We start from the raw sequence: 22,090 nt of genomic DNA, 5'->3' as shown, positions 1-22,090 counted from the left end.
CCCCCGAGTTCCGTGGCTGCCAGCTGTACCTGGCGTCCTCGCGTTCACCCGCGGCGACGGACTCCTTTGCGTCATCAGCCTGGTGGCTGCTACCACACGCAGCAACCTCCGCAGACATCTGTACGCAATGACGGGAGGCGAGATGTTTGACAACGGCCACGCCCAGAATCTCAGCCGAAACGAATGTCTGCGCCTGCTCTCGCACGCACGGCTCGGGCGTCTCGTCGTCATCGCCGACGCACTCCCAGCCGTCCATCCCGTCCTCTTCCGGGTTGACGACACGGACGACGACGCCGTCGTCGTTCGTCTGAGCGCGGAGTCCCCCTGGATACCTGCCATCCACAACCAGGTCGTGGCGTTCCATGTCGACGACATCGACATCGACACGCAGACTGGCTGGTCCGTCTCCGGTGTGGGCCAAGCCACGCTGATCACTGACGTGGCCGACCTGGCGAGGGTCTCGAGCCTGTACCCGACCACCGCCGCACCACCTGGTGCCAGCCTGATCCGCATCCCACTGTGCTTGATCCACGGCCAACGCATTCGCTCCTACCCACGAGACCTTGCCCCAGAAGCGTCCTCGACCGGACCCTTTCGGGACTGTAAGGAATTTCGTGGCTGAGCCGATGATCCGGAATGCTGGCCAGGCCGTGTTCCACCTCACTGGAACGCTCGCGCTCCCCACTGGTGCACGGTTGGGCTCTCGAGCCGTTCATCGACGCGCGTTGACACAGCAGCCGTCGTCGTTCACGGGATCGACCGGTGACCAAGTCCGGCGCCGACTCCGGTCACAGCTTGCAAGGCAATCCAACTGCGGGCGGTGCGGCGTCACTCAGGTCGAGGACTTCACCTGGAGTGGTGCGTGCTCGGCGATGGTGTCGATCAGCCTCGGTTGATCGAGCTTGGGGACCACCCGATGCACGGTGGACAGGACCACGGCCATCACCAGGAAGGTGGCACCGGTGACGCCGGTGGCACCGGCGACATAGGCACCGAGCAGTCGGCTGGTATCGAGGTCGACCGGCGGTGTCAGTTCACCCTGGTCGGTGAGGCCGGTGGCGAGCACCGCAACAGCAAGCAGACTGCCACCCACCAGAGCCAGGATGGCGACCGTTCGGTGATGAGAATCGGCAGGTTCGCTGACCGGTTGGTTTCTCTGAGCAACAACCAGCAGATAGCCACCCCCGGCCGCCCACGACCCCACGATGAGCAGAGAAGCCAGCGCATCGCTGGGCCTGTGCCAGCCAGCCGACAACGTGGCGATACCCGTCAGCGCCGTGTACGCCGCGCCGACCACCGCGGTCGGACCGCTCAGCCGCGACGGCAACACCAGCACAGCCGCAACGGTAATTGCAGCCGCCACCGTCACATGACCACTCGGCATACTGTTCGGTGCACCGATGTTGGTCCCTGCGATATCGAAATCCGGGCGCTCGATCAAGAAACGCTTCAACACCTGGCTGGTGACATTGGCACCGACGACCAGCAATGTGGCCACCACCGCGAGCCGATAGCGACGGCGAGCAACCGCAACAAAGCCGATAGCCACCGTCGCCACGACCAGCGAAACGACCGTCACCGCGTTGAGTATCAGGTTGACCAGATCCTCGACCTGGCTCCGACCAATGGTGCTGGCCCGCAACACGCTGGCATCAAGCACCTGGCCACGGGGCGTACGGATGAAGATCCACCAGACCAACGCCAGCCCGACGACCTGCGCAAACGCCAACAGCAGCAACCAGCCGGCAACCAGCCCACGCACAAGACGCATCATGGGCGCACGTTACCCGGGCATTCGTCGGAATACCCCACAAAACGTGGCACAATCCGGCACGCCGGGCCTGGATACCTGCCCGGTTTCTCCTCAGTCAACGACAGTTCACTACTGGCGACCGCGCCAGGAGGATGGCCGCGAGCGACCCTAGGACCTCGGGAGGCGTCGCGGAAAGTCAACGGACGCTGCTGTTGGACGGACTCAGCCGGCCGGGCGGATCACCGGTCGTGCGGCTTCGGGCCTGGGACCTCCGAACCGCCGGGCGGCCGGTGCCGGTCATGTCCGTGGGTCTGCTGTGGAGCCTGGGTATGGACTCCGGGCGGGGAGGGGCCGAGGGTGAGCGGTCGCGCTGATCGTGCCGTCAACGGATGGCGGCGGACGGTGGGTCAACGAAAGGGGAGGGGCGGGTGGATGCTGTTCAAGCGGCGTCTCGTGACGATCTCGTGGTGGGCGAACGATACGTCGTTCGCGACCAGCTGGGGACCGGCGGTTGCGCTGTCGTCCATCTCGCCGACGACCTGCGACTCGGCCGTCGCGTCGCGGTCAAGATGCTTCACCCACACCTCGCTGCCGACGCGGAGATCGCTTCGGCGTTCGTACGTGAGGCGTGGACAGCCGCGTCGCTGAACCATCCAGGCATCGTGGCTGTCTACGACGTCTGCGATCCGGAAATCATCGACCAGGATGTGCCGTGGATGGCGTTGGAACTCGTCGACGGTCAAACGGTCCGGGAGATCCTCGAGACGAGCGGGCCGATGAGTCCCCGAGAAGCCTTGACAGTGACCGCGCACGTCCTGGACGCGCTCGGGCACAGCCATGCCAGCGGGATCGTCCACCGCGACGTAAGCCCCGGGAACGTCATGATCACGGTGTCTGGTCAGGTGAAGGTGACCGACTTCGGTATCGCCGCCGCGGTCAGTTCGACGACAGGTGCCGGTTCACGAGCTGACGACAGCCAGGTGGTACTCGGTACGCCTTCCAGCATCTCTCCCGAACAGGCACGTGGTGCCGAGATCGACGCGCGTAGCGATCTGTACTCGGTCGGATGCCTGCTCTTCGCACTGCTCACCGGAACGTCGCCGTTCACCGGCGAGTCGGCGCACGCCACCGTGTGGGCCCACGTCCACCAGGAGCCGCCATCTCCCTCGGCGATCAATCCGGATGTTCCGCGCTCCCTCGACCCACCGGTCCTACGGGCACTCGCCAAGGATCCCGCCGACCGCTTTCCGGACGCTGCGGCGATGCGAGCGGCGATCATCGCCGCCGCTCACGACCTGCCTGTCGACGACCACTCGCGGCCCCTCGCCGCCGACCTGCTACCAGACACCCAGGATCCTCCCGCGCGTCAGCAAAGCCGGCTCGTGCTCGCCATGACAGGCGCCGCCCTGGTGTTGTGTCTGCTCTCGGGGTGGTCACTCTGGTGGTCCACGCTGGATCGACAGGCGCCGGACGGGAATGGCGAACTCGCCTCAGTCGTCGTTCCGGATCTCGCGGGTCTGACGGTCGCGGAGGCCAAACACCGCTTACGTGCCAGGGGGTTGCGTACCGGCGAGCACCATGTTGTGGAGAGCCATGCTGTGCGGTCAGGGCTGGTGATTCGTTCCGAACCGCCGGCCGGTGCACTGGTCGCGCGGAGGGATACGGTCCGGCTGGTGGTGTCCTCCGGCGCCGCAGAGGTGACAATGCCGCAGCTGGCGGGTCTCTCCCTCAACGAGGCCAGCATCACCTTGGACCGAGCTGGGCTACGGCTCGGCGCGACCACCGAACGGGACGCATCCGACAGGGCACGAACGGTGCTGGATACTACGCCGGTGGGCGGCGCCACCGTGCTGGCCGGCACCAAGGTCGAGCTCACCGTCGCCAGTGGGTGGTCGTCTGTACCAGACGTGACCGGATACTCCGTGGCGGACGCTCGCGGCGCGCTGGAGCTGGCCGGCTTCCGGCCAAACCTGACCAGTGAGGGAAGGTCATCATCGTCGGTTGCCAACCAGCGAACGGTCCTGAGCACCCGCCCGCAAGCCGGCACCAGGTCACGAGTGGAAAGCGCGGTACTCATGCTGTTGGCTGGCACGGAGGTGTCGCCCACTCCTCGCGCATCGGCGAACAGTCCGAAGTCGACCCCCACGCCGTCCCCCGCTCCGCCGAGACCGACTCCAGAGCCGACGCCAAGCACGCGCCCAACCACTACGAGGCCGACAGAGACGCCCGTGGCCACTCCCACACCCACACCCAGTCCGAGTCCCTCACCGACACCCACATCCGAACCCTGACAGCGCTCCTTGTGGTTGCCGCCGCTACTGCATCGGGTGGGCACGTACGGTGACACCCCACAGACGCCTTTGGTGCCAGATGACCGTCAGCTGAGCTGAACCCAGATGGACTTGCCGCCGGCAGTATCGGTCGTGACCCCCCACCGAGCGGCGAGCTTGTCCACGATGTGCAGGCCTCGGCCACCCTCGGAATCACTCGTCAAGTCCCTCATGGCCGGAGCAACTGCAGATCCGTCGGAGATTGCCAGGTAGACGCCGCCACTCTGATCCGCGCGGAGGAGGAGATGCAGGACCCCTCCGTCACTCGCATGCCGAACTGAGTTGGTGACGAGTTCAGAAACGACCAGGCGCGCAACTTCCACCGCATCGTCAAGATAGGGCCGCCCCCAGGCGAGCAGGAGTTCCTCGACAAGGCGTCGGGCAGCCCCGGGCGAATGAACTGTAGCGGGAAGGTCGATCTCGGCCCACCACTCTGTGTCCGCCATGGACTTCACCATTTTCCGTCCCCGATTGCTACCGAGGAGTCACCTTCCCGGAGACGGACGACAACGACCCAGATGTCCGGTACAGGCCGTCATAGCCCCCAATCGTGACCGGGCAACTGCGCTCTGGAGACAGCCCCACAGTTCACCCGAACCAGTCCAGGCACACGGCCGTGGCGTCGTCCTGCAGCTTGCCGTCGCAGTAGTCCATCACGCGTGAGGTGATCTGCCGCACGAGTTCTGTCGGGGCGTGCGCCTGGGAGTCGGTGAGGACGGCGGCGACTCGCGAGCTGCCGAAATGATCAGAGCTGTCCCCTGCTCTTCCATCAAGGATGCCGTCGCTGAGCAGGAGCAACCTGTCATCGGGCTGAATGTCCACTCGATGAAGGGTGTAGTCGTAACCAGGCTCGACTCCAAGCGGTGGGTCTGGCGGAAGGGCTAGGGGCACCACCTCCCCCTTCCGCAGGATGAGAGCTGCCGGATGTCCGGCGTTGATGGCGGACGCCTCGCCGGTGGCCGTGTTCAGGTGCACCATGAGGCTGGTGACGAAGGCGTCCTCGCCAAACTGCTCCACCAGGCGATCTGAGGCCGCTTCGGCCTGTTGCCGAATCCCGCCGTTGCACCGGCGGACGTTGCGCTGGGTCGACACCGTGAGGCTCGCCATCAGTGCCGCGCGAAGCCCGTGGCCCATCGCGTCGTTGACGGTGGTGGTGACGAAACCCCTGTCGACCGCGTAGTCGAAGCTGTCCCCGCCGATCTCATAGGCAGGCTCGAGGTTCCCGGCGATGGACAGGGTTCGATCCTGATAGGCCAGTACAGGAAGCAACTCCCACTGGATCTCGGCAGGGAGTTGGAGGTCCCGACGCCGGCGTACCCGCTCGAATCGATCCGTGTACCGGCGCGCTTCGGCTATGACATAGCCCAGCAGTTGGGCCATCAGCCGCAGCTCACTCCAGCAGTCCGTCTGTTCACGATCGAGTCTCACCGCAAGGACTCCGAGGCGTTCCCGCCGAACGGAGACCGGGACGAACACCAACGTTCCCGACCCATCGTCGACGCTCACGGGTCGTTGAGTCCTGAACGCCTTGCCCGCGGTCGGCCCATCCACCTGATGGACCTCGGCTGCCAGCGGACCCCACTGCCCAGGAACGGGTTCCAGGGTGGTTTCCGCGTAGTCGGCGAGAAGTAGGACGCCTGCGCTGGCACCTGTGGTGTCGCGGAGACGATGGAAGAGAACATCCATGAGCTCGAAAGGAGGAGAAGCATCCAGCTCCACCAGCAGGTCGCCGAAGTGACGGCCAAAGCCAGCTCCCGCCGTATCCGGTTGACCGTTTGCGCTGACGCCGTCCTGAGGGTGGCTCGGACCAATCGGGCCGTTGCGGCTCATTCCCATCCCACCGACTGCCGGCGCCCCCGCGGCCCGCCCTGGGCCCGCCGCCACCCTACGTTGCGACCCGAGACAGGTTCGCTGTCAGTCGCGACGATAGCGGGCGTCGTAGAGGCAGTAGGTGCCGAAGCAGGCCAGGCCCGCCGCCACCAGTCCTAGGAGCACCCGTCCGTACGGCTGGCCGGCCAGCGTCTGCAGAGCGGCATCAAGACCGAGGGGCTTGGCGGGATCGTGGGTAACGGCTGCGACGATGACCAGGCCGCCGAGTGTGCCGTACGCGACGCCGAGGGCCGGGTAGCCGATCTGTCCGAGCCGGACGGCAACCTTGCGGGCAACGGGTCCGGTGCCGGACAGGTCGAGGTCCTCGGTGAAGCGCCGCGTCAGTCCTCGGTGGACGAGGAAGACCGCGATGACGACCACGGCCGCGCCCACCGTCCCGACCAGCAGCGGACCGTACGGAAGTGCGAGGACCTGAGCGGTCACGGTCGTGTCGACGCCGGAAGAGCTGTGGCCGCTCGTGGCGACCTTGCCGGCGGTGTAGGCAAGGACGCCGAACACCACCGCTTCGCCGACGCTTGTCAGGCGCTTGCGGATCCGCGTCGTCCTGGACCTGGTGCCGCGGTAGCCCCAGACGGCCTCGGCGACCTGCCAGAGAGCCAGCGAGCTCAGGCCGACCACGACGGCCCAGAGGATGAAGGGACCGCCGGGCTGGGACGCCAGCGCCTGCAGGGCACCTGACTTGTCGGTCTTGGCGCCGCTGCCGGCCTCGCCGGTGGCGACTTTCACCGCAAGGAAGGCGATCAGCAGATGGACGAGCCCGTAGGCGATGATTCCGATGCGGCCCAGCAACCGCACCGAAGAGCTACGTGCGGCGCGCCTGGTGGCGTCCTCGGCCTCGGCGGCCGTGTTCAACGGAGCCGTCCGTTCTCAGCGACGGCCGCGGCGGCCGCGGACCGCGCGCCAGACCAGCAGGACCAGGACCGACCCGGCGATCGCGGTCAGCCACGATGACGCATCCCAGAACCCGTCCATCGGGTCGGACTTCAACAAGGCGGTGGCCAGGAAACCCCCGACGAGGGCGCCGATGACACCGATCACGAGTGTGACGAGAAGGCCGCCAGGATCGCGGCCTGGTAACAGGAACTTCGCGATGATGCCGCAGAGCAGGCCGAGGATCAGAAACGCAACGATACCCATCGATGCTCCCAAGGTCTTGGGGTGTGGTCGGCGCCGGTCAGCGACCGATGTGGGGCTCGACTCGACGAACCGGGGTCAACGCGCCGTTGCGCCGACCCCGGATCATTCGTTGTACGGCTCGAAAGTCCCCCGCGAAAGGCGTAGTCAAACCGTAACTATTCGCTGTCGCGTGTGCTGCGGTACGAGGTGAGCAGCAACGACCTGCTGATGTAGTGGCACCGTGACGACACCACAGACCTCACAGTCGTCTACGTCGAGTCTTTCGTCCTCCACACCCGGAAAGGGACGACCGCTCACCACGCGGGGCGTGCGAGGCTCCCCCCACGGTTGTGGTCGGTTTCGCATGCGCGCATACTCGGCCTTGTGGAGACTCCGCCGACGCGGGGGGCAGCACCGCAAATTGTGCCGTCTCGGGACGGGTTGTACCTGGCGGGGGACATCGACCGGTCGGCCATAGAGGAGCTACGCAGCTGCCTGGCTTCGCTGGGTCAAGCCAAGGGCGACGTACACCTCCACCTCGGCGACGTGACATTCATCGACGTTGCCGGTGCGACGGAGATCGCGCGTTTGGCTTCACGCCTGGGGCCAGACAACGGGCTGGTGTTGCATAGTCCGCCGGACGAACTTCGGCGAGTCCTCAACTTGATGTTCGGAGTGCCCAAGAACATCCGGGTGATTTCATCATGAACAGCCTGAATGGCCAAACGAAACCGTTTCTCCACGATGCAATGTTCTACCATGCCACGTCTGGCTTCTTGGCAGGCGTCATGCGATTCATTCGACATGGCTTGAGCTCGGGCTCCGCGGTACTGGTCGCGGTTGCACCACGCAAGATCGACCTGCTGCGCTCCGAGCTGGGACCGACTTGGCCCCGGGTGCGATTCGTCGACATGGAGGAGGCGGGCAGAAATCCGACTCGGATCATCGCAGAGGTCCTGTATGCATTTGCCGACGAACACACCGGCCAGCGCGTGGCCATCGTCGGCGAGCCGATCTGGCCCGGCCGCACCGACGACGAGTACGTGACGGCTGTTCAGCATGAGGCACTGATCAATATCGCGTTCGCGCATCGACCCGTCGAAATTATCTGCCCCTACGATTTGGACGGCCTGGATTCGAGGGCAATCCGGGATGCGATGCGTAGCCACCCGACTTTGCGCTCCGAGGGCGGAACACGATGGGATAGCTGCCTATACGCGGACCCGACTACGCTGGCACGTGAATGCCTCAAATCGTTGCCGGAGCCAGCTTCTACACCCGAGACACTTATCTTCTCCGACGGTGCGCTTGACAGCGTCCGACACCTCGTGGCTGCAGTGGCCGGACGGGCCCACCTGCGGCCTGATCTGCTCACAGACCTCAGGCTGGCGGTGAACGAAGTCGCCACCAACACGGTCGCCCACACCGACGGTCCCGGCATCCTCCGTGTCTGGCACGAGCACGACGAAGTGGTGTGTGAGGTCAGGGACGCAGGTCACATCTCCGACCCACTCGTCGGACGGCACCCCGTAGCAACCGACGCTGACAGCGGCCGCGGCCTCGTTCTGGTCAACAGGATCTGCCACCTGGTGCAGATCGACCGAGGCGCAGTAACGACCACGATCCGCCTGCACATGCACCTCGCATCGGCGGCCTAGAGAGGCCAGTGGTCATACGGGCACCCGCTGGACGCTGCCCAGGGCGAGAATCACTACGAGGCATGCGTGTAACGAGCCACGCGGCGGACCGGCAATCCCTCGGCGGACTCGCTCCTGACCAAGCCATCGTCGTGAGCCAGGGTCGGCGCCGGCACCCACTGGACAGATCCCGGCCATGACACCCGCGAGGGGTCAGACGATTCAGGAGTCACAACGGGCCCCGAGTGACCGGCGCTCACCCTGCCAGCCAGCCCGAGGCCAGCCGCCACAAACTCTTACAGACGACTCAGCCGAACTGGCGGACCAGGACGATCTTGACCCCGCCTGAGCTGGGCAGACGCAACCCAACGCTGCGCGCTCCACGGTTGGACACACGCCCGATCGCCGGCCCCACACGCGTTCCCGCAGGCCAACCCCCGAACTCGGCCGCCTCATGTGTCCATCAACTGCGAAACCAGGGTCCGTCGCCTTCCCGTTACAACGGTGGAAACAGGATGTGGGCAGGACCCTTGCGCAATCTTTACAAGGATGCAAAAGTGCCGTCGGTCATGTCGGACAGCTTCGGCGTCACCGGGGGCGGGGCCTGCAACCGATCGGGTATGACTTCGAGGAGGAAGTCCATGAACCGTCCATTCTCTGTCGCTCCAGAGCCCGATCGGACTGGACGCGCGGCGGCGTCGCAGCTCGGTCGGCGGGCTCTGCTCGGCGGTGCGGTCGCGGCCGGAGTCGGACTGGTCGCTGCATGTAGTCCGGGATCCTCGGGGCGTCCGGGACAGACCGCGCCGAAGGGCGACGGCGGCGCCGAGGGCTACGACGGTCCGGCAGTCGAACTTGCCTTCTGGCACGGCCTGACCGGCGGTGACGGCCCGATCATGAAGGACCTCACCGCCAGGTTCTCCAAAGAGTTCCCCAAGATCACCATCAAACAGCAGGCGATCGCGTGGGAGCAGTACTACGAGAAGTTGCCGGCGGCGGTCAGCCAAGGCAAGGGTCCGGACATCGCGATCATGCACATCGACCGGGTGCCGACGAATGCCGCCCGGCGGGTGATCCAGCCACTTGACGACGTCAATGACGCGCTCGGGCTCGGCGAGGGCGACTACGTGCCGATCGCCTGGCAGGCCGGCCAGTACGACGGCCAGCACTGGAGCGTCCCGCTGGACATCCACTGTGCCGGGCTCTACTACAACAAGAAGACGATGGAGCAGGTCGGGCTCGATCCGGAGACGCCGCCGACCAACGAGGAGGAGTACCTCTCCGCGCTGGACGCGGCGAAGTCCAAGGGTATGCAGGGCATGTGGGTGTCCGCGCTGAGTGCTCCCGGGCTCCTCTGCCAGACCCTGCTGTACCAGTTCGGCGGCCAGATGGTGGCCAAGGACGGCTCAGCGGTCGAGTTCGGGTCGGAGGCCGGAGTCAAGGCTGTCGAGTGGCTGAAGATGTTGATCAAGGAGGGTTACAGCCCGCCGAAGGCGGCCGCCGACGGCGACGTGGTGTCGTTCCAGAACGACAAGTCGTTGTTCATGTTCAACGGCTCGTGGATGGTCACGCCGCTGAATGATGTCAAGGAGCTGGAGTGGGGTGCCGCGATCGTGCCGAACATCGGCGGCACCGAGGCGGTCTGGTCCGGCTCGCATCAGATGGTGTTGCCGGACAACCGGGGCGGTGCAGACGAGAACCGGTCGAAGGCGGGCCGGGTGTTCCTGAACTGGCTGTCCAAGCACTCACTCGACTGGGCCGATGCCGGCCAGGTTCCGGCTCGCAACGACGTCCGCGAGGATCCCAAGTTCGACGAGAAGGGTCCGGTGGTCGAGTTCGCCAAGCAACTGGACTACATCAACTTCACTCCGCCGATCCCTGGCATCACCGACTGCCTGGTGGACTGGGCACCGGCGGTCAGCTCGGCGATGCTCGGTCAGAAGGACACCGCGACCGCATTGGGTGAGGCGCAGGAGAAGGGCAACAGAATTCTCCAGCAGAACATGGAGAAGTACGGATGAGCACCGCCACCACGCCCGGGTCGGTGACAGGGGTAGGTCCGGGCGCGCGTGGCCAATCAGCGCCCAGGAAGGTCCGCTACCACCATCCGGTGACGCCGTATCTGTTCATCCTGCCGTTCGTGATCTTGCTGGTTACGTTCGTCATCGGGCCGGCGTTCTTCGGCGTGTGGATCAGTCTGCACAGCTGGGACTACATGCTTCCGCAGAAGCCGTTCGTCGGGCTGAAGAACTACACAGACCTGTTCAGTCCGGGGTCGTTGACCTTCGAGAGCTTCTGGAACGGGATGCGGGCAACCGCGATCTTCACCGTGATCAGCGTCCCGTTCCTGGTGATCTGCCCGCTGGTCGTCGCGTTGATCCTGAACCGTAAATTTCCCGCACGCAACGTCTTCCGGGCGATCATCTTCGCGCCGTTCGTGTTGGGGATCGCCATCGTCGGCCTGCTGTGGAACTACCTGCTCGACACCCAGTTCGGGTTGATCAACGCCTTTCTCGGCCTGTTCGGGGTGCCACCGATCGGCTGGACGCAGGAGCAGCCGGCCGCCTGGGTTGCCTTGGTGGGGATGACGGTCTGGTGGACCCTCGGCTTCAACTGCGTGATCTACCTGGCCGGACTGCAGTCGCTCCCTGACGAGCATTACGAAGCCGCCGAACTCGACGGCGCAGGAGCCTGGGGGAAGTTCCGCCACATCACCATTCCCGGCCTCCGGAACATCTTCGTGTTCGTGGTCACGATCACGATCCTGGCCAGTGCGAACATGTTCGGCCAGTCCTACCTGGTCACGGGCGGCGGTCCCGGTGACAGCACCAGGACGGCGTTGATGGTGATGACCGAGGAAGGCCTGCGACGGTTCCAGATGGGCACCGCGTCGGCGATGTCGTACGTGCTGGCGTTCTTCCTCGCCCTGATCGCGATCGCCAACTTCCTGTTGCAGAGGGAGCGGAAACCGTGACGGCCATCCATGAGACGTCGGAGGCGACGACGCCGGACTCGCGGTCGGCCTTCGGCAGGACGCGACGCCGCAGGGCGTACCGGAGGGATCGCAACGGGCCGTTGTTCTGGGTCGCGATCGTGATCCTGGCGTTGGTCTTCGTCGTCCCGATCCTGTGGATGTATCTGACGTCGTTCCGGACCGAGGCGGATGCCCGGACGATCCCGGTCACGTTCATCCCTGATGCGCTGACCTTGCAGGCGTACCGGTTCGTGTTCCTCGACAGCGAGAATCCGGTGCTGCTGTGGACACTCAACTCGTTCGTCGCCGCCACCCTGCACTGCGTCCTGGTGCTCGTGGTGTCGTCGTTCGCGGCGTACGCACTGGCGAGGATGCAGTTCCGGGGCAAGAACCTGCTGTTCGCGGTACTGATCGCGACGCTGTTCCTGCCCGGTTTCGTGTTCCTGATGCCGAACTACCTGTTGGTCGACACCCTCCGGTGGACCGACACCATCTGGGCGCTGGTGGTCCCCGGTGCGGCCGGGGCGTTCAGCGTGTTCTTCCTGCGGCAGTTCTTCCTGTCCATTCCTCGTGAGCTGGAGGAGACAGCGCTGATCGACGGCGCGAACCAGTGGATCATCTTCACCCGGATCATCCTGCCGTTGTCCAAGCCGGCATTGGTAACCCTGACGGTGCTGGCATTCCTCAGCAACTGGAACGACTTCATCTGGCCGATCTTCGTGCTGTTCTCACCGGAACGCCTCACCCTGGCGCCAGGGCTTGCGACCCTGCAAGGTGCGGAATCGACGAACTACCCAGTCGTGATGGCCGGCGCGACCATCGCTTCCATCCCAGTGTTGATCCTGTACGTCGTCCTGCAGCGCTACATCATCGAAGGCGTCGCCAACTCCGGCATCAAGGGGTAACCGACCCGCACTCACCCACCAAGACCGTCCATCTCCCAGAGGGCTGGTCGTAGGACGCGCCAGATGCCCAAGTCCGAAAACCCCTGCCGCGCTGAGTCGGAGAGATCGGATCGTCCGTGTGAGTCCACGGCTGCATGAGCGTTCCGGGACTTCCGAATGCCCGCGGCCATGGCCGTCTGTTGGGCGCCTTCGGGATCGATGCCCTAGGCAGTGGGCTGTTTCTGCTCTTCCCCAGCGGGCGCCCCGCCGACGAGGTCTGCCCCCACCGCTGGGTTTGCAACAGGTTGGCCTGGCGCTTTCGATCGCAGCGATCGTGCGTCTGCCCGCAACTGGTGGCGCGGGAATACTCACAGATCGTATCGGCTCCAAGAGTGCAGTGATCATCTCCAACATTGCCCAAGCGATGGGGTTCGCGAGTTACCTCTTCGTCGATTCATTCACCCCGATGCTCTTCGCGGCCATCGGCGTCCAAGTAGGAAACTCGCTGTTCTGGGTCGCCTACCCCGCTCTTGTGCATGAAGTCGCCGACAAGGACGGGCAGGAGCGTTGGTTCGCTCTCATCAATGCCATGCGCAACGCGGGCCTTGCCGTCGGCGCCCTTGGCGCAAGTGTCGCCGTCGCCCTCGGAGGCACCCTCGGCTACCGCATGATCGTGGCTGTCAACGCTGCCTCCTTCATCGTGGCTGCGGTCTTGACCCGACTCGACCCCAGCCCGGGCCAACTCCCTCGCCAGAGGACTCCAGACCGCTCACCAGCCGCGGGTTGGTCTGCTGTGCTCCACGACCGACCATTCCTAGGGTTCGTCTGCGTCAATCTCGGATTCGTGCTGCTGTCGCTGTCATTCGTGATCGCCGTTCCAGTCTTTCTCGTGGAGTTCGCCGACCTACCTGGCTGGACACCGGGCACACTTCTCGCCCTCAACGCCATCCTCGGCGCGCTCGGAGCCGCACCCGTCGTCGCGGCCATCACAGGCCGGCGGCGCGATCATGTCCTGTTCAGTTCACAGCTGATCATCGGAGTCGGATACGGATGCATACTCCTCGCAGGACTCGCTCCAATGGCCCTGAGCCTCACGTTCGCCCTGCTAGCCGCGGTCCTCGTGACCACGACCGAACTGATCCAAGGCCCTGCGATTTCCGCCATCGTCAACGAGTCCGCAGACGACCAGAATCGAGGACGCTACATCCGTCTACCAGATGACCTTCAGCATCGTCGACATCATCGCCAAGGGCCGCGTAGGAGGCTCACGATCATGCGCTTGGAAGACTGCGAACGGTCCACCTCGGACTCGATGTCCTGATCCGCCGTGGTCGATGGAAGCGGGGACTGTTAGCGTTCTGCGGTGCATCGCAGCCGATTCTCAACCCTCCTGATCGATGTGCCGAGTGATGAAGTGCCCGCCGCCACTACATTCTGGTCGGCCGCTCTGGGAGTTCCGGCACGACCAGTCCCAGGTGAAGAGCAGTTCACCTCGCTCCCTGAGTCGTTCCCCGGACTCGTGATGGCAGTTCAGGCGGTTGATGATCAAGCTCGCTACCACCTGGACATTGAAACTGATGATGTAGAGGCAGAAACGGCGCGGCTCGTTGGCCTTGGGGCAGTCGAGATCAACCGGTGGCTCGACTGTCGAATCCTCCGGGCTCCGGGGGGTCACCTCCTCTGCGTCATTCCTCAACACAGTGAGACCGAGACCTTCGAGAAGTACTCCCGGGTCTGGGAGTAGAGCGTCAGCGAGAGGGTCGCTTCTACTCGTCGTAGATCACGCGAGCTCCGGCTCTGGCCACGAGACTTCGCGCGCGGCTTGCGGGCCCGGACTGATCAACGCGTACAACGAGCGGATTGCTGGTAGCCCCGTCGTGTACCGCGCCTGTTGACTCTCAGCCAACCTGAGGCCTCACCATGGTGGGCATGGGTAACGACGACCTGATGACTATCGGCAGCTTCTCGTTCCGTACTGGGCTGTCGATCCCCGCGCTGCGGCACTATGACGAGATCGACCTGCTGCGTCCCTGGTACGTCGATCCGTCGACCGGCTATCGCCGTTACCACCCCGATCAGGTCCGCACTGCCCGACTGATCTGCCGAATGCGTTCCATCGATCTCCCCATCGACGAGATCCGGGACGCGATCCACGCCGACGACGCGGCCATCGAACGCGTCCTCGCGCGACACCATGACCGACTTCTCAACCGGGCACGCGCGGTCAACGAGTACTTGGAGAAAGGAGTCCCGATGCAGGAGAGCACGGCTGCAGCCAGGCCGGTTCAGATCACCATCCACGCGGACGACATACCGAAGGCGGTGGAGTTCTACTCCGCGATCCTTCCCGACGTGGAGTACAACGAGTCGATCACCTCGTTCACCTTCGGGGCGTGGGACACCGACTCGTTCTTCCTGCTGACGATCGAACAGCAATGCGACAGTGGCTACCCCGGCAAGCGCACCTGCTTCACCCTCTGGGTGGACGATCTGGACACGGCCCACCAGGCCGCCCTTGACGCCGGAGCGACCGAGGTCCACCCACCCAAAGAGTTCGAATGGAAGCCGCGTACGTCGATCGTGGACGACCCGAGCGGCAACCGGATCGCCCTGAGCCAACGCTAGGGCTACCGTCGTACGTCCGCAGGTCGACCAGCACAGGAGGTGACCCTCTCCAGGTCACCCCTCGATTTGGGGCGTGGCTGACCGTGGACTGGTCCTGGCAGGTGTGGGTTGTCGATGGCTGGTGACGGCCGTCCGGGACAGGTCAGGGGCGGGCACGGTGGTATCAGCGACTCCCGTTCAAACGTGTCGCCTTGGTGGTCGCCCGGCTCGTACCATGCGGCGGTGGACGTGTTGGGGATCGAGGTCGAAACGTCACTCGTGCGACGCTGGGCCGGCTGGCTGGCGCCAGCCTGTCAGCCGTTCTTCTTGACCGCCGCCGAAGCGGCCGAACTCGGGCTCACATCCGAAGGTCGCGCAGACGACCTGTCGCCCGAGCTTCGTGACACCTACGAGGTGTGGAATCTCGCCAAGGATCTGGAAACCGTCTGGTTTGACGAGGGCGCGTTCCGTGCTCAGCCACGCGATGTGCGTGCCAGGCTCGTCCGAACGCAGGCCAGACATGGGCGAGGTGCAGTGCCCTCCGTCAGCGATTGGACGGACATCCTCGATGCACGGGTGCTGCGCGAGCAGGCTGACGGGCATCGGTTCGTCTGGTGGCCGACCCTGGTCGAGCCTCATCTCGATGACGTCCTCCAGCGCGTTGCCAGTGAGTGGCAGCTGCCATGTCAGCGCAGGTCGGTACCGGAGGAGATCTGGCGGGCGGCCTCGTCCATACTTCCCCGTGCCCGAGAACTCAGCGGAACCTTCGCCAGAGGGAGCAGAGGAAGTTCATTTGCCCGCGGAAGCGCAACAAACTGCTTCGCCACCGTCATGGCGGCAGCAGGTGCCCCCAACGCCGACGATGAGCCCTTCGAAGCGTGGCTAGCCGCCAACTGCGCCGTGGGAGGCAGTGACGACCTGCCGGGCACCGTGCTGGTATGGCGTGACGCCGACGGCAACAACACGCATGCGGCGGTCACTCTTGGAGGCGGCTGGGTGCTGCAGAAGCCAGGTCAGGAATGGCTTAGCGCTCACCAGGTTCTCACCGTGGGCGACGTCATCCGCCTCGCTCCACCGGGCGTCACACTTCACCGGTACTCACTGCAGGACGCCGGCGTCCGCTCCACTTCGGACGAGCCAGCCTGAGAAGCGGAAGGTCGGCAGTTCGATCCCGTCCCTGGCCCACCACCCTGCCTCATGCGGACGCCGGCGACCGATGTTGGTTCCACGTGAGCGCTTCAGCTGGGGGTCGGCGGCCGGCACGCGCTCCTTGCGATGGGCTCGGGCAGCTCAGCCGATGCCGATGGTCTGTCGTTCGGGTTCGATCACGAGCACGACGCGTTCCTGTTCTCGGGGGTAGGGCGTACCGGTGTACTTCGTGGCCAGCTGGTCGATGATCTCCCACGCCGCATCGCCTTCGATCCATTCGACGACCCGCCATCGGATGACGACGGGCGTGAACGGGTTGTCGACGGGCGCGATGGACAACGCGATCCGGGGGTCGCGGCGCAGGTTGCGTGCTTTGCGCATGCCCGGGCCGGTGAAGAAGACGATGCGGTCGCCGTGGGCGCCGACATAGACGGGAACGGTATGGGGCGAGCCGTCCGGCAGGACGGTGGCCAGGTGGGCGATCGAGGTGCCGTCGAGGACGCGGCGTACGTCGGGGTCGAGCGACCTTGCTCATATCTCTCCTTCAGATGGCTTGGGGGAAGTCGAAGAACCGGTGCGGGTCGTAGGCGTTCTTGACCGCTCTCAGCCGGGCGTAGTTGCCCGCGTGGTACGCCGTGGCCCAGTCGTCCAGAGCCGGGTCGGGGAAGTTGGGGTAGACACGCCCAGACCCGTCCGTGTGGGCGGTCGCCCATGAACGGTCGACCCAGGGATCGGCTGCCTCGGCGATGTGCGCGAGCAGGAAGCGTTCGCCGCGATGGGCGAACGCGGTGGCGTCCTCGGCGACCCTGTTGTAGGCACCGCCCATCGCGGTGAAGGCGATCTCCCGTCGACCCATGGACGTTCGGTCGTCGAGCTGGGTCAGGAGCGACGCGAGGGTGCCGTTGGCCAACGAGTGGGAGAAGAACTCCGACCTCATCCGCAAGGCGCGTTCGGGTACGTCCTCCGGTTCGGCAAACGTGCTCTTCAGAAAGTGGTAGGGCAAGCCGGCGCGCAACTCGATCTCGGGGGGCACGGTCGATGAACTCCTGCAGCAGCTCCCGGGTCGACCCCTGCTCGAGGGTGGAGGCGCCGAACAGGGTGGCCTGGGCAGGTCCTCCGGGCTCGGACACAAGGCTGAGTTCGACAGTGAGTTCGTCCGGGGCGTCCGGTGCCCAGGCTTGCCAGGCCGAGACCAGTTCCTCGAGAGCGATGCCCGACCAGTGCGCCTCGATCCGGGTGGTCATCGGCTCCGGGACCGTGTCGAACCGCAGTGCCGTGACCACACCGAACTGGCCGCCCCCCGCACCGCGCAGACCCCAGAACAAGTCTGGTTCGTGGTCGTGGTCGCACTCCACGACGCTGCCGTCCGGGAGCACGACCTGTGCGCCGACGAGGCGATCGCAGGTCAGCCCGTACTGACGCCCGAGCAGCCCGAGCCCGCCGCCGAGGGTGAGGCCGGTGATGCCGACGGTGGGACCGCACCCGGCTGGCAGGGTTCGGCCGTGGGCGTGGAGCGCCGCGTACACCTGTTCCAGGCGGGCGCCAGCTCCGATTGTGGCGATCCGGTCAGCTGCCACGGAGATGCCATGGAGGCCAGACAGGTCGAGCACGATCCCGTCCGTCGACGATCGGCCCGCGAAGCAGTGCCCCCCGCCACGAGTGGCGATACGGTCCCCGGTGGCTGTCGCGTACGCCATGGCGCGGGCGACGTCCGAGACCGAGCGGCACAGAACGACGTGCCGGGGACGCACCTCCCGGTAGACGAGGTTGACCCGGCCGCGGATCGCTTCGTAACCCGACGAGTCAGGGCTGAACAACTCGCCGTCGAGCGAATTGGCGAACTCGGCCAGGTCGGGCATGAGCTTGAAGCTATGAGCTGCCAGCCGACGGGTCTTGAACGAATCGCGCAGAGTCAGCCTCGTAGGAGCGGCCTGCTCCGGATGGCAAGGAAGGGCCCGTAGGAGGCGGAGTGGTCATGGACACAGGCGCACCGGTCGAGGTCGCCGCCGAGGAGCGCCCTCGGGGTGAGGCCAGTCAGCCGGAGGCATTCTCGGCTGAGGTGTGCCTGGTCGGCGTACCCCACGTCGATCGCAAGTCCTGCCATGCCATCGGCACCACGCCGACCCGTGGCTGTGGCGCCGGCCTGGGCCAGCGCCAGAAACCCCTGAAATCGCAACGTCCGCTGGAGAACCTTGGGGCTCACCCCCACCGCGTGCAGGCAGCGGCGGCGCAGCTGGCTCGCGGAGAGTGCCAGGTGGGTGGCCACGGTGTCGATGTTGACCGGGTGCCAGGGCATCAGCGCCTTCACGGCGTCGCCCACCAGCGGATCCACGCGGACCGTACGTCGAAACTCCTGCAGGAGATGGGCCTGCACAACCATGAGCGCCCGCTCGGGGTCCCCGGCCCGGGCGACCGCCTCCACGAGGCGTTCCACCGAACCTCGCCACAGCTCCGACAAGCCCAGGCGCTGGTCCACCAGGTCGTCGAGCACCGTCGGAAGAGGCGGCGCGGTCCCCGGATGGAACCTCACACCGACGATGGTGGTGTGCGCCGGAATGACCTCGATCTCCGGACGGGTCAGCGGGCCAACCAGCTGGGGATGGCCACCGAGCGGAAAGTGAATCTCGACGCCGCCCGTGGGCAGGTGCCGTTGCACGTACGCCGCCTCACCGGTGCGCTGGATCCAAACTGTCCGCACGACGCCCGCCAGTCCCGGCAACGGCGGGCGCTCCACGTAACACTCCATGGTCATCCTCGCCTGGGCGTGGCTCCCGGCATGACCATCTTCTAGGGATAGGGGTCGACCGGTGTCACGACGTGGCGGTGGATGACCACGTCGTACCACTCCGCCAGCGTGCCCCCGGTCGCGGACGAGGCTTCGCCGGCCTCGGGGTAGCCGCGGGTTCGAAACGGGGCCGACAGCCAGTCCCGGACTGGGCCGGGTGCGCCCCGGCGCCGCAGGTCGAGGGCGGATTGCTCGTAGGTGAGGTCATGGAACCGTCGTTCGTACCACTCAGGCAGCGGTGCGGGCAGCGTGATGGTCCCGTCGTTGGTCGGATAGGTTCCGTGGTCGAACGCGAATCCGATCACCCGATAGCGATCGCCGTACCATCGGGCGAGGTGTGACCCGACCGGGACGTAGGCTGTCGTACCTGCCGGCGCCGTGAGCTGCACCTCGGCCGCGCGAGACGTGTGTGGCGCGGCGGCCCAATAGGCAGTCCGAGTGCCGGAGTGTGCGAGCCACCAGCGAATCGTCTGGGCCGATCCGGCGTCCCGGTAAGACGGGATCTCGGTCTCGTCGAGGCTGTAGTGGGTGTAGAACGCCTCGATCTGCCGTGCCGTCTGGTAGGCGAGCGAGTAGTCGCGGTCGCCAGCGGAGCCGTGGATTCGGTTCACCAGAGCCCTGAGCCGTGCGGCTCGGCGCAGATAGGCTTGCTGCACGTCTTGGCCTGCCTCCTCGAAGAACCACCAGGCGTGCTGTCCGATCGGCTTCGCCGGATCGGGCCGCAATGCCTGGATAAGGCCCGCGGCTTCGGCGTGGAGCTCAGGTGCGGTCTCGGCGATGTACCGGGAGAGCCGGTCGTACACGAACGCCCGGGTGCCGTAATGCTCGGCACCCACGAAGTGCACCCGGTTGTGCGGGTGGGTGATGTTGTAGCCGCGTAGCCAGGTCAACACCTCGACCACCTCGCGGTTCCGCCAGGCGCCGTAGCTCATCTCCTGGACCAGGGCGTCGAGGTCGCCCTCACCGGTGCGTAGGTAGTCATCGATCAGCAGGCCGAGGGACCAGTCGTCCTCCCAGACCACGGTACGGAAGCCGAGCTGCTGGACCAGCATCCGCAGCACGCGGTGCTTCAGCGTGGTGATCTCCGCGAGGTTGTGGGCCGGTTCACCGAGCCCGACGATCCGCACTCCGTCGATGTTGCTCTTCAACACCCGCAGGTCGGCCAGCGGCGCCTGCGGGTCAACGGTGTCGAGACCGGCCGCGTTCGCGGCGATCCATGCTTCGATGCTCCCTGAGTCGGCCCGGGCGGTCGCGGGTGCGGCGGCGGCCGCGAGGCCGCCCGCGACGATCAGCAAACGCCGGCGGGTGATCATCATGGCTCGTCAGTCCTTTCCAGGGCCGGAATCGTGTGCGGGGTGCGCGTACACGGTGGGCCGAGCGTTCACCAACACGTTCCAGCCTGGCGTTCTGGGGCGAGCCGGGGCATCGCCACCTGAACGTATCTCCGGCTACGCCACGGGGCGTATACCGGAGTTTCCAGCCGGATCGTCATCTCCGCTGAGCCCCACGCCCGCCTCGTCCTGACCACCTCAACCGGGACTCCGACGCCCGTGAGGGCGAGATCGAGCTCGGGTACCGCCTGCGCAGGTCAGCGTGGGGCCAGGGGTACGCAACCGAGGGCTCGGTCGCGCTGATCCGCAAGGGTTTCACCGAGCTCGGTGTGGAGCGGGTCTTTGCCGAAGCGATGGCGGTCAATGACGGCTCCCGGCGCGTCATGGAAAAGGCCGGTCTGACCCTCGTCCAGACCTTCCAGCGTCTGGACGATGTCGACGGAGCCGAGCACGACCTGGTCGAGTACGCCCTGAGTCGTGCCGAGTGGCAGTCCGCACCGTCCTACCGGCAGTAGGGCGGCGCTGCGGACTTCGCTGCGCATCCCACCGTTTCACTTTCGGACTGAGGTGCCCACATCACCGGTCGGAAGTCGTCGGGCGTCACTCGGTGGCCTAGCATGCGCGGTCCGCCGAGTTCGCCGTCGGCAGCATCGACCAACGCCAATGGGCGGCGATCGAGTCGGCGCGCTGAACCGGCGCCCCCTGGGCTAAGTGTTCTTGAGCAACTCGACCACCGGCGCGAAGGAGTCGACGTAGCCGGCGTTGATGGTGATGTAGGAGATCCCGAGCTCGTCCCGCCAACGCAGCAACGTGTCCGCGCCATGCCGGGCCGCCCCGGGCAGGACCGTCACAGCCCCACCGGCGACGAGCTCGGCAACTCCTACGCCCGTAAACCGCTCCAGCCAGGGCGCCGGGGCATCGCCGACCGCCAGCAGGTTCGCCGCGAGCTCGATCTCACTCATCCGGGCGCCAGCGGCCTCGCGGAACCGGTCTATGAAAACCCTAGCCTCTCCTTCGGTCGTGCGAGGCCTCCACGCCATGGTGACGGTGTCGGCTTCCCGGGCCGCGAGAGTGAGCATCCTGGGCCCGGACGCAGCGGCCAACAGCTTCGGTCTTCCAGGCTGCTGACGTAGATAGGCAAGCGTCCTGCCCAGGCGCTCGACCCGTGCCCCGACGGAGCCGAATTCTCGGCCCATCTCGGCGCTGCGTGTCGCGGCGTCAGGCCGCCCCGTGCCGAGTCCGAGTTCGAACCGCCCATCGGTCAGGGAAGTCAGCGAGCGCGCTTGCCACGCGAGCATCCGGCGCTCACGGAACCGTTCCACCGCGACGAAGGTGCCGACGTGCAGGGTGGTGGTGACGGCCGCGGCAGCGGCCAGCGTGGTCATCGGGTCGAGTTCACCCTGTGGGTCGGGCGACACCAGAGTGTCGTAGCCGAGGCCCTCGACACGGCGAGCGAGCGATGTCATAGACGGCAGGTCAGCCGGTACGCCGACGATGCCGAAACGAAAGGGACGGTCTGTCATGACATGACCATGACGCACCCCATCTGCGAGCGCATTCCTCGGACGACGCAGCATGCACTACGTTCTCCGGCGTACACGATTCCGCCGGCCAAGGCAGGCCCTTGCACCCGCCGTGAC

The 22,090-nt window shown here is 65.9% G+C and carries 20 protein-coding genes and 3 pseudogenes; 12 read left to right on the top strand and 11 right to left on the bottom strand.

What is annotated here, in order from left to right; translation table 11 throughout:
- Window positions 1-142 precede the first annotated feature (142 nt).
- The gene (locus ABN034_RS04145) at window positions 143-622 is read left to right on the top strand and encodes a pyridoxamine 5'-phosphate oxidase family protein (protein ID WP_349689633.1); all 480 of its coding nucleotides are present in this window, start codon (window positions 143-145) and stop codon (window positions 620-622) included.
- 210 nt (window positions 623-832) lie between these two features.
- On the opposite strand, the gene ABN034_RS04140 is transcribed toward ABN034_RS04145, so the two are convergent.
- Entirely contained in the window at window positions 833-1,774 is a 942-nt protein-coding gene (locus ABN034_RS04140) for a phosphatase PAP2 family protein (RefSeq protein WP_349689632.1), read from the bottom strand.
- Window positions 1,775-2,220: 446 nt separating this feature from the next.
- On the opposite strand from ABN034_RS04140, the gene ABN034_RS04135 reads away from it, so the two are divergent.
- Window positions 2,221-4,044, top strand: coding sequence for a protein kinase domain-containing protein (locus ABN034_RS04135; protein WP_349689631.1), 1,824 nt, complete (start codon window positions 2,221-2,223; stop codon window positions 4,042-4,044).
- A gap of 86 nt (window positions 4,045-4,130) precedes the next feature.
- Here ABN034_RS04135 and ABN034_RS04130 read toward each other — a convergent pair whose 3' ends face one another.
- The 4 genes from ABN034_RS04130 to ABN034_RS04115 all read right to left on the bottom strand — a co-directional run bounded on the left by ABN034_RS04130 (window position 4,131) and on the right by ABN034_RS04115 (window position 7,110).
- Window positions 4,131-4,529, bottom strand: coding sequence for an ATP-binding protein (locus tag ABN034_RS04130; protein WP_349689630.1), 399 nt, complete (start codon window positions 4,527-4,529; stop codon window positions 4,131-4,133).
- A 142-nt stretch (window positions 4,530-4,671) separates the two neighbouring features.
- Window positions 4,672-5,769, bottom strand: a complete 1,098-nt coding sequence (locus tag ABN034_RS04125) for a PP2C family protein-serine/threonine phosphatase (protein ID WP_349689629.1) — start codon at window positions 5,767-5,769, stop codon at window positions 4,672-4,674.
- Window positions 5,770-5,997: 228 nt separating this feature from the next.
- Window positions 5,998-6,825, bottom strand: a complete 828-nt coding sequence (locus tag ABN034_RS04120; protein ID WP_349689628.1) for a DUF1206 domain-containing protein — start codon at window positions 6,823-6,825, stop codon at window positions 5,998-6,000.
- 15 nt (window positions 6,826-6,840) lie between these two features.
- Window positions 6,841-7,110, bottom strand: a complete 270-nt coding sequence (locus ABN034_RS04115; protein ID WP_349325614.1) for a GlsB/YeaQ/YmgE family stress response membrane protein — start codon at window positions 7,108-7,110, stop codon at window positions 6,841-6,843.
- Window positions 7,111-7,473: 363 nt separating this feature from the next.
- Here ABN034_RS04115 and ABN034_RS34260 point away from each other — a divergent pair, with 363 nt between their 5' ends.
- The 9 genes from ABN034_RS34260 to ABN034_RS04075 all read left to right on the top strand — a co-directional run bounded on the left by ABN034_RS34260 (window position 7,474) and on the right by ABN034_RS04075 (window position 16,331).
- On the top strand, window positions 7,474-7,797 hold the full coding sequence (locus tag ABN034_RS34260) for an STAS domain-containing protein (RefSeq protein ID WP_502878963.1): 324 nt from the start codon (window positions 7,474-7,476) through the stop codon (window positions 7,795-7,797).
- A complete protein-coding gene (locus ABN034_RS04110) occupies window positions 7,794-8,747 on the top strand; it encodes an anti-sigma factor RsbA family regulatory protein (RefSeq protein ID WP_349689627.1) in 954 nt (317 codons plus the stop codon). Before ABN034_RS34260 ends, ABN034_RS04110 begins: the two co-directional genes overlap by 4 nt.
- Before the next feature lie 620 nt (window positions 8,748-9,367).
- Window positions 9,368-10,744, top strand: coding sequence for an ABC transporter substrate-binding protein (locus tag ABN034_RS04105; RefSeq protein ID WP_349689626.1), 1,377 nt, complete (start codon window positions 9,368-9,370; stop codon window positions 10,742-10,744).
- Window positions 10,741-11,697 carry a carbohydrate ABC transporter permease gene (locus tag ABN034_RS04100; RefSeq protein ID WP_349689625.1) on the top strand — a complete coding sequence of 319 codons (957 nt, stop codon included), beginning with the start codon at window positions 10,741-10,743 and terminating at the stop codon, window positions 11,695-11,697. Before ABN034_RS04105 ends, ABN034_RS04100 begins: the two co-directional genes overlap by 4 nt.
- Window positions 11,694-12,602, top strand: coding sequence for a carbohydrate ABC transporter permease (locus ABN034_RS04095; RefSeq protein ID WP_349689624.1), 909 nt, complete (start codon window positions 11,694-11,696; stop codon window positions 12,600-12,602). Before ABN034_RS04100 ends, ABN034_RS04095 begins: the two co-directional genes overlap by 4 nt.
- 118 nt (window positions 12,603-12,720) lie before the next feature.
- Window positions 12,721-13,902 (top strand): MFS transporter, encoded by a 1,182-nt coding sequence (locus tag ABN034_RS04090; RefSeq protein WP_349689623.1) that lies wholly within the window; start codon window positions 12,721-12,723, stop codon window positions 13,900-13,902.
- Between the two features lie 42 nt (window positions 13,903-13,944).
- Window positions 13,945-14,325 (top strand): VOC family protein, encoded by a 381-nt coding sequence (locus ABN034_RS04085; protein ID WP_349689622.1) that lies wholly within the window; start codon window positions 13,945-13,947, stop codon window positions 14,323-14,325.
- A gap of 185 nt (window positions 14,326-14,510) precedes the next feature.
- Window positions 14,511-15,206, top strand: coding sequence for a MerR family transcriptional regulator (locus ABN034_RS04080; RefSeq protein WP_349689621.1), 696 nt, complete (start codon window positions 14,511-14,513; stop codon window positions 15,204-15,206).
- Between the two features lie 222 nt (window positions 15,207-15,428).
- Window positions 15,429-16,331 carry a hypothetical protein gene (locus ABN034_RS04075; protein ID WP_349689620.1) on the top strand — a complete coding sequence of 301 codons (903 nt, stop codon included), beginning with the start codon at window positions 15,429-15,431 and terminating at the stop codon, window positions 16,329-16,331.
- Between the two features lie 144 nt (window positions 16,332-16,475).
- Here ABN034_RS04075 and ABN034_RS04070 read toward each other — a convergent pair.
- From ABN034_RS04070 to ABN034_RS04050, 5 genes and pseudogenes are all read right to left on the bottom strand, one after another.
- Window positions 16,476-16,841 (bottom strand): annotated as a pseudogene (locus ABN034_RS04070) (PPOX class F420-dependent oxidoreductase); the annotation flags it as partial.
- A gap of 37 nt (window positions 16,842-16,878) precedes the next feature.
- Entirely contained in the window at window positions 16,879-17,367 is a 489-nt protein-coding gene (locus tag ABN034_RS04065) for an FAD-binding oxidoreductase (RefSeq protein ID WP_349689619.1), read from the bottom strand.
- Window positions 17,368-17,740: 373 nt separating this feature from the next.
- Window positions 17,741-18,031, bottom strand: a pseudogene (locus tag ABN034_RS04060) (FAD-binding protein); the annotation flags it as partial.
- Between the two features lie 215 nt (window positions 18,032-18,246).
- Entirely contained in the window at window positions 18,247-19,080 is an 834-nt protein-coding gene (locus tag ABN034_RS04055; protein WP_349689618.1) for a helix-turn-helix domain-containing protein, read from the bottom strand.
- A gap of 41 nt (window positions 19,081-19,121) precedes the next feature.
- Window positions 19,122-20,435: an erythromycin esterase family protein gene (locus tag ABN034_RS04050; RefSeq protein WP_349689617.1), complete on the bottom strand. Its 1,314-nt coding sequence runs from the start codon at window positions 20,433-20,435 to the stop codon at window positions 19,122-19,124.
- A gap of 239 nt (window positions 20,436-20,674) precedes the next feature.
- On the opposite strand from ABN034_RS04050, the pseudogene ABN034_RS04045 reads away from it, so the two are divergent.
- Window positions 20,675-20,965, top strand: a pseudogene (locus ABN034_RS04045) (GNAT family N-acetyltransferase); the annotation flags it as partial.
- Window positions 20,966-21,157: 192 nt separating this feature from the next.
- On the opposite strand, the gene ABN034_RS04040 reads toward ABN034_RS04045, so the two are convergent.
- On the bottom strand, window positions 21,158-21,973 hold the full coding sequence (locus tag ABN034_RS04040) for an LLM class flavin-dependent oxidoreductase (RefSeq protein WP_349689616.1): 816 nt from the start codon (window positions 21,971-21,973) through the stop codon (window positions 21,158-21,160).
- Between the last annotated feature and the right edge of the window lie 117 nt (window positions 21,974-22,090).

It is taken from the genome of Actinopolymorpha sp. B11F2 (genome assembly GCF_040195635.1).
Lineage (GTDB): Bacteria > Actinomycetota > Actinomycetes > Propionibacteriales > Actinopolymorphaceae > Thermasporomyces.
The sequence above is the reverse complement of the archived record's forward strand: the minus strand, read 5'-3'. Positions and strand labels throughout refer to the sequence as shown.

What these genes read in the sequence shown, in the direction of transcription:
- ABN034_RS04145 (WP_349689633.1), top strand. Translation starts at nt 143, where the DNA reads ATGTTTGACAACGGCCACGCCCAGAATCTCAGCCGAAACGAATGTCTG.
- ABN034_RS04140 (WP_349689632.1), bottom strand. Translation starts at nt 1,774, where the DNA reads ATGATGCGTCTTGTGCGTGGGCTGGTTGCCGGCTGGTTGCTGCTGTTG.
- ABN034_RS04130 (WP_349689630.1), bottom strand. Translation starts at nt 4,529, where the DNA reads ATGGCGGACACAGAGTGGTGGGCCGAGATCGACCTTCCCGCTACAGTT.
- ABN034_RS04125 (WP_349689629.1), bottom strand. Translation starts at nt 5,769, where the DNA reads ATGGATGTTCTCTTCCATCGTCTCCGCGACACCACAGGTGCCAGCGCA.
- ABN034_RS04115 (WP_349325614.1), bottom strand. Translation starts at nt 7,110, where the DNA reads ATGGGTATCGTTGCGTTTCTGATCCTCGGCCTGCTCTGCGGCATCATC.
- ABN034_RS04110 (WP_349689627.1), top strand. Translation starts at nt 7,794, where the DNA reads ATGAACAGCCTGAATGGCCAAACGAAACCGTTTCTCCACGATGCAATG.
- ABN034_RS04105 (WP_349689626.1), top strand. Translation starts at nt 9,368, where the DNA reads ATGAACCGTCCATTCTCTGTCGCTCCAGAGCCCGATCGGACTGGACGC.
- ABN034_RS04100 (WP_349689625.1), top strand. Translation starts at nt 10,741, where the DNA reads ATGAGCACCGCCACCACGCCCGGGTCGGTGACAGGGGTAGGTCCGGGC.
- ABN034_RS04080 (WP_349689621.1), top strand. Translation starts at nt 14,511, where the DNA reads ATGGGTAACGACGACCTGATGACTATCGGCAGCTTCTCGTTCCGTACT.
- ABN034_RS04055 (WP_349689618.1), bottom strand. Translation starts at nt 19,080, where the DNA reads ATGGAGTGTTACGTGGAGCGCCCGCCGTTGCCGGGACTGGCGGGCGTC.
- ABN034_RS04050 (WP_349689617.1), bottom strand. Translation starts at nt 20,435, where the DNA reads ATGATGATCACCCGCCGGCGTTTGCTGATCGTCGCGGGCGGCCTCGCG.
- ABN034_RS04040 (WP_349689616.1), bottom strand. Translation starts at nt 21,973, where the DNA reads ATGACAGACCGTCCCTTTCGTTTCGGCATCGTCGGCGTACCGGCTGAC.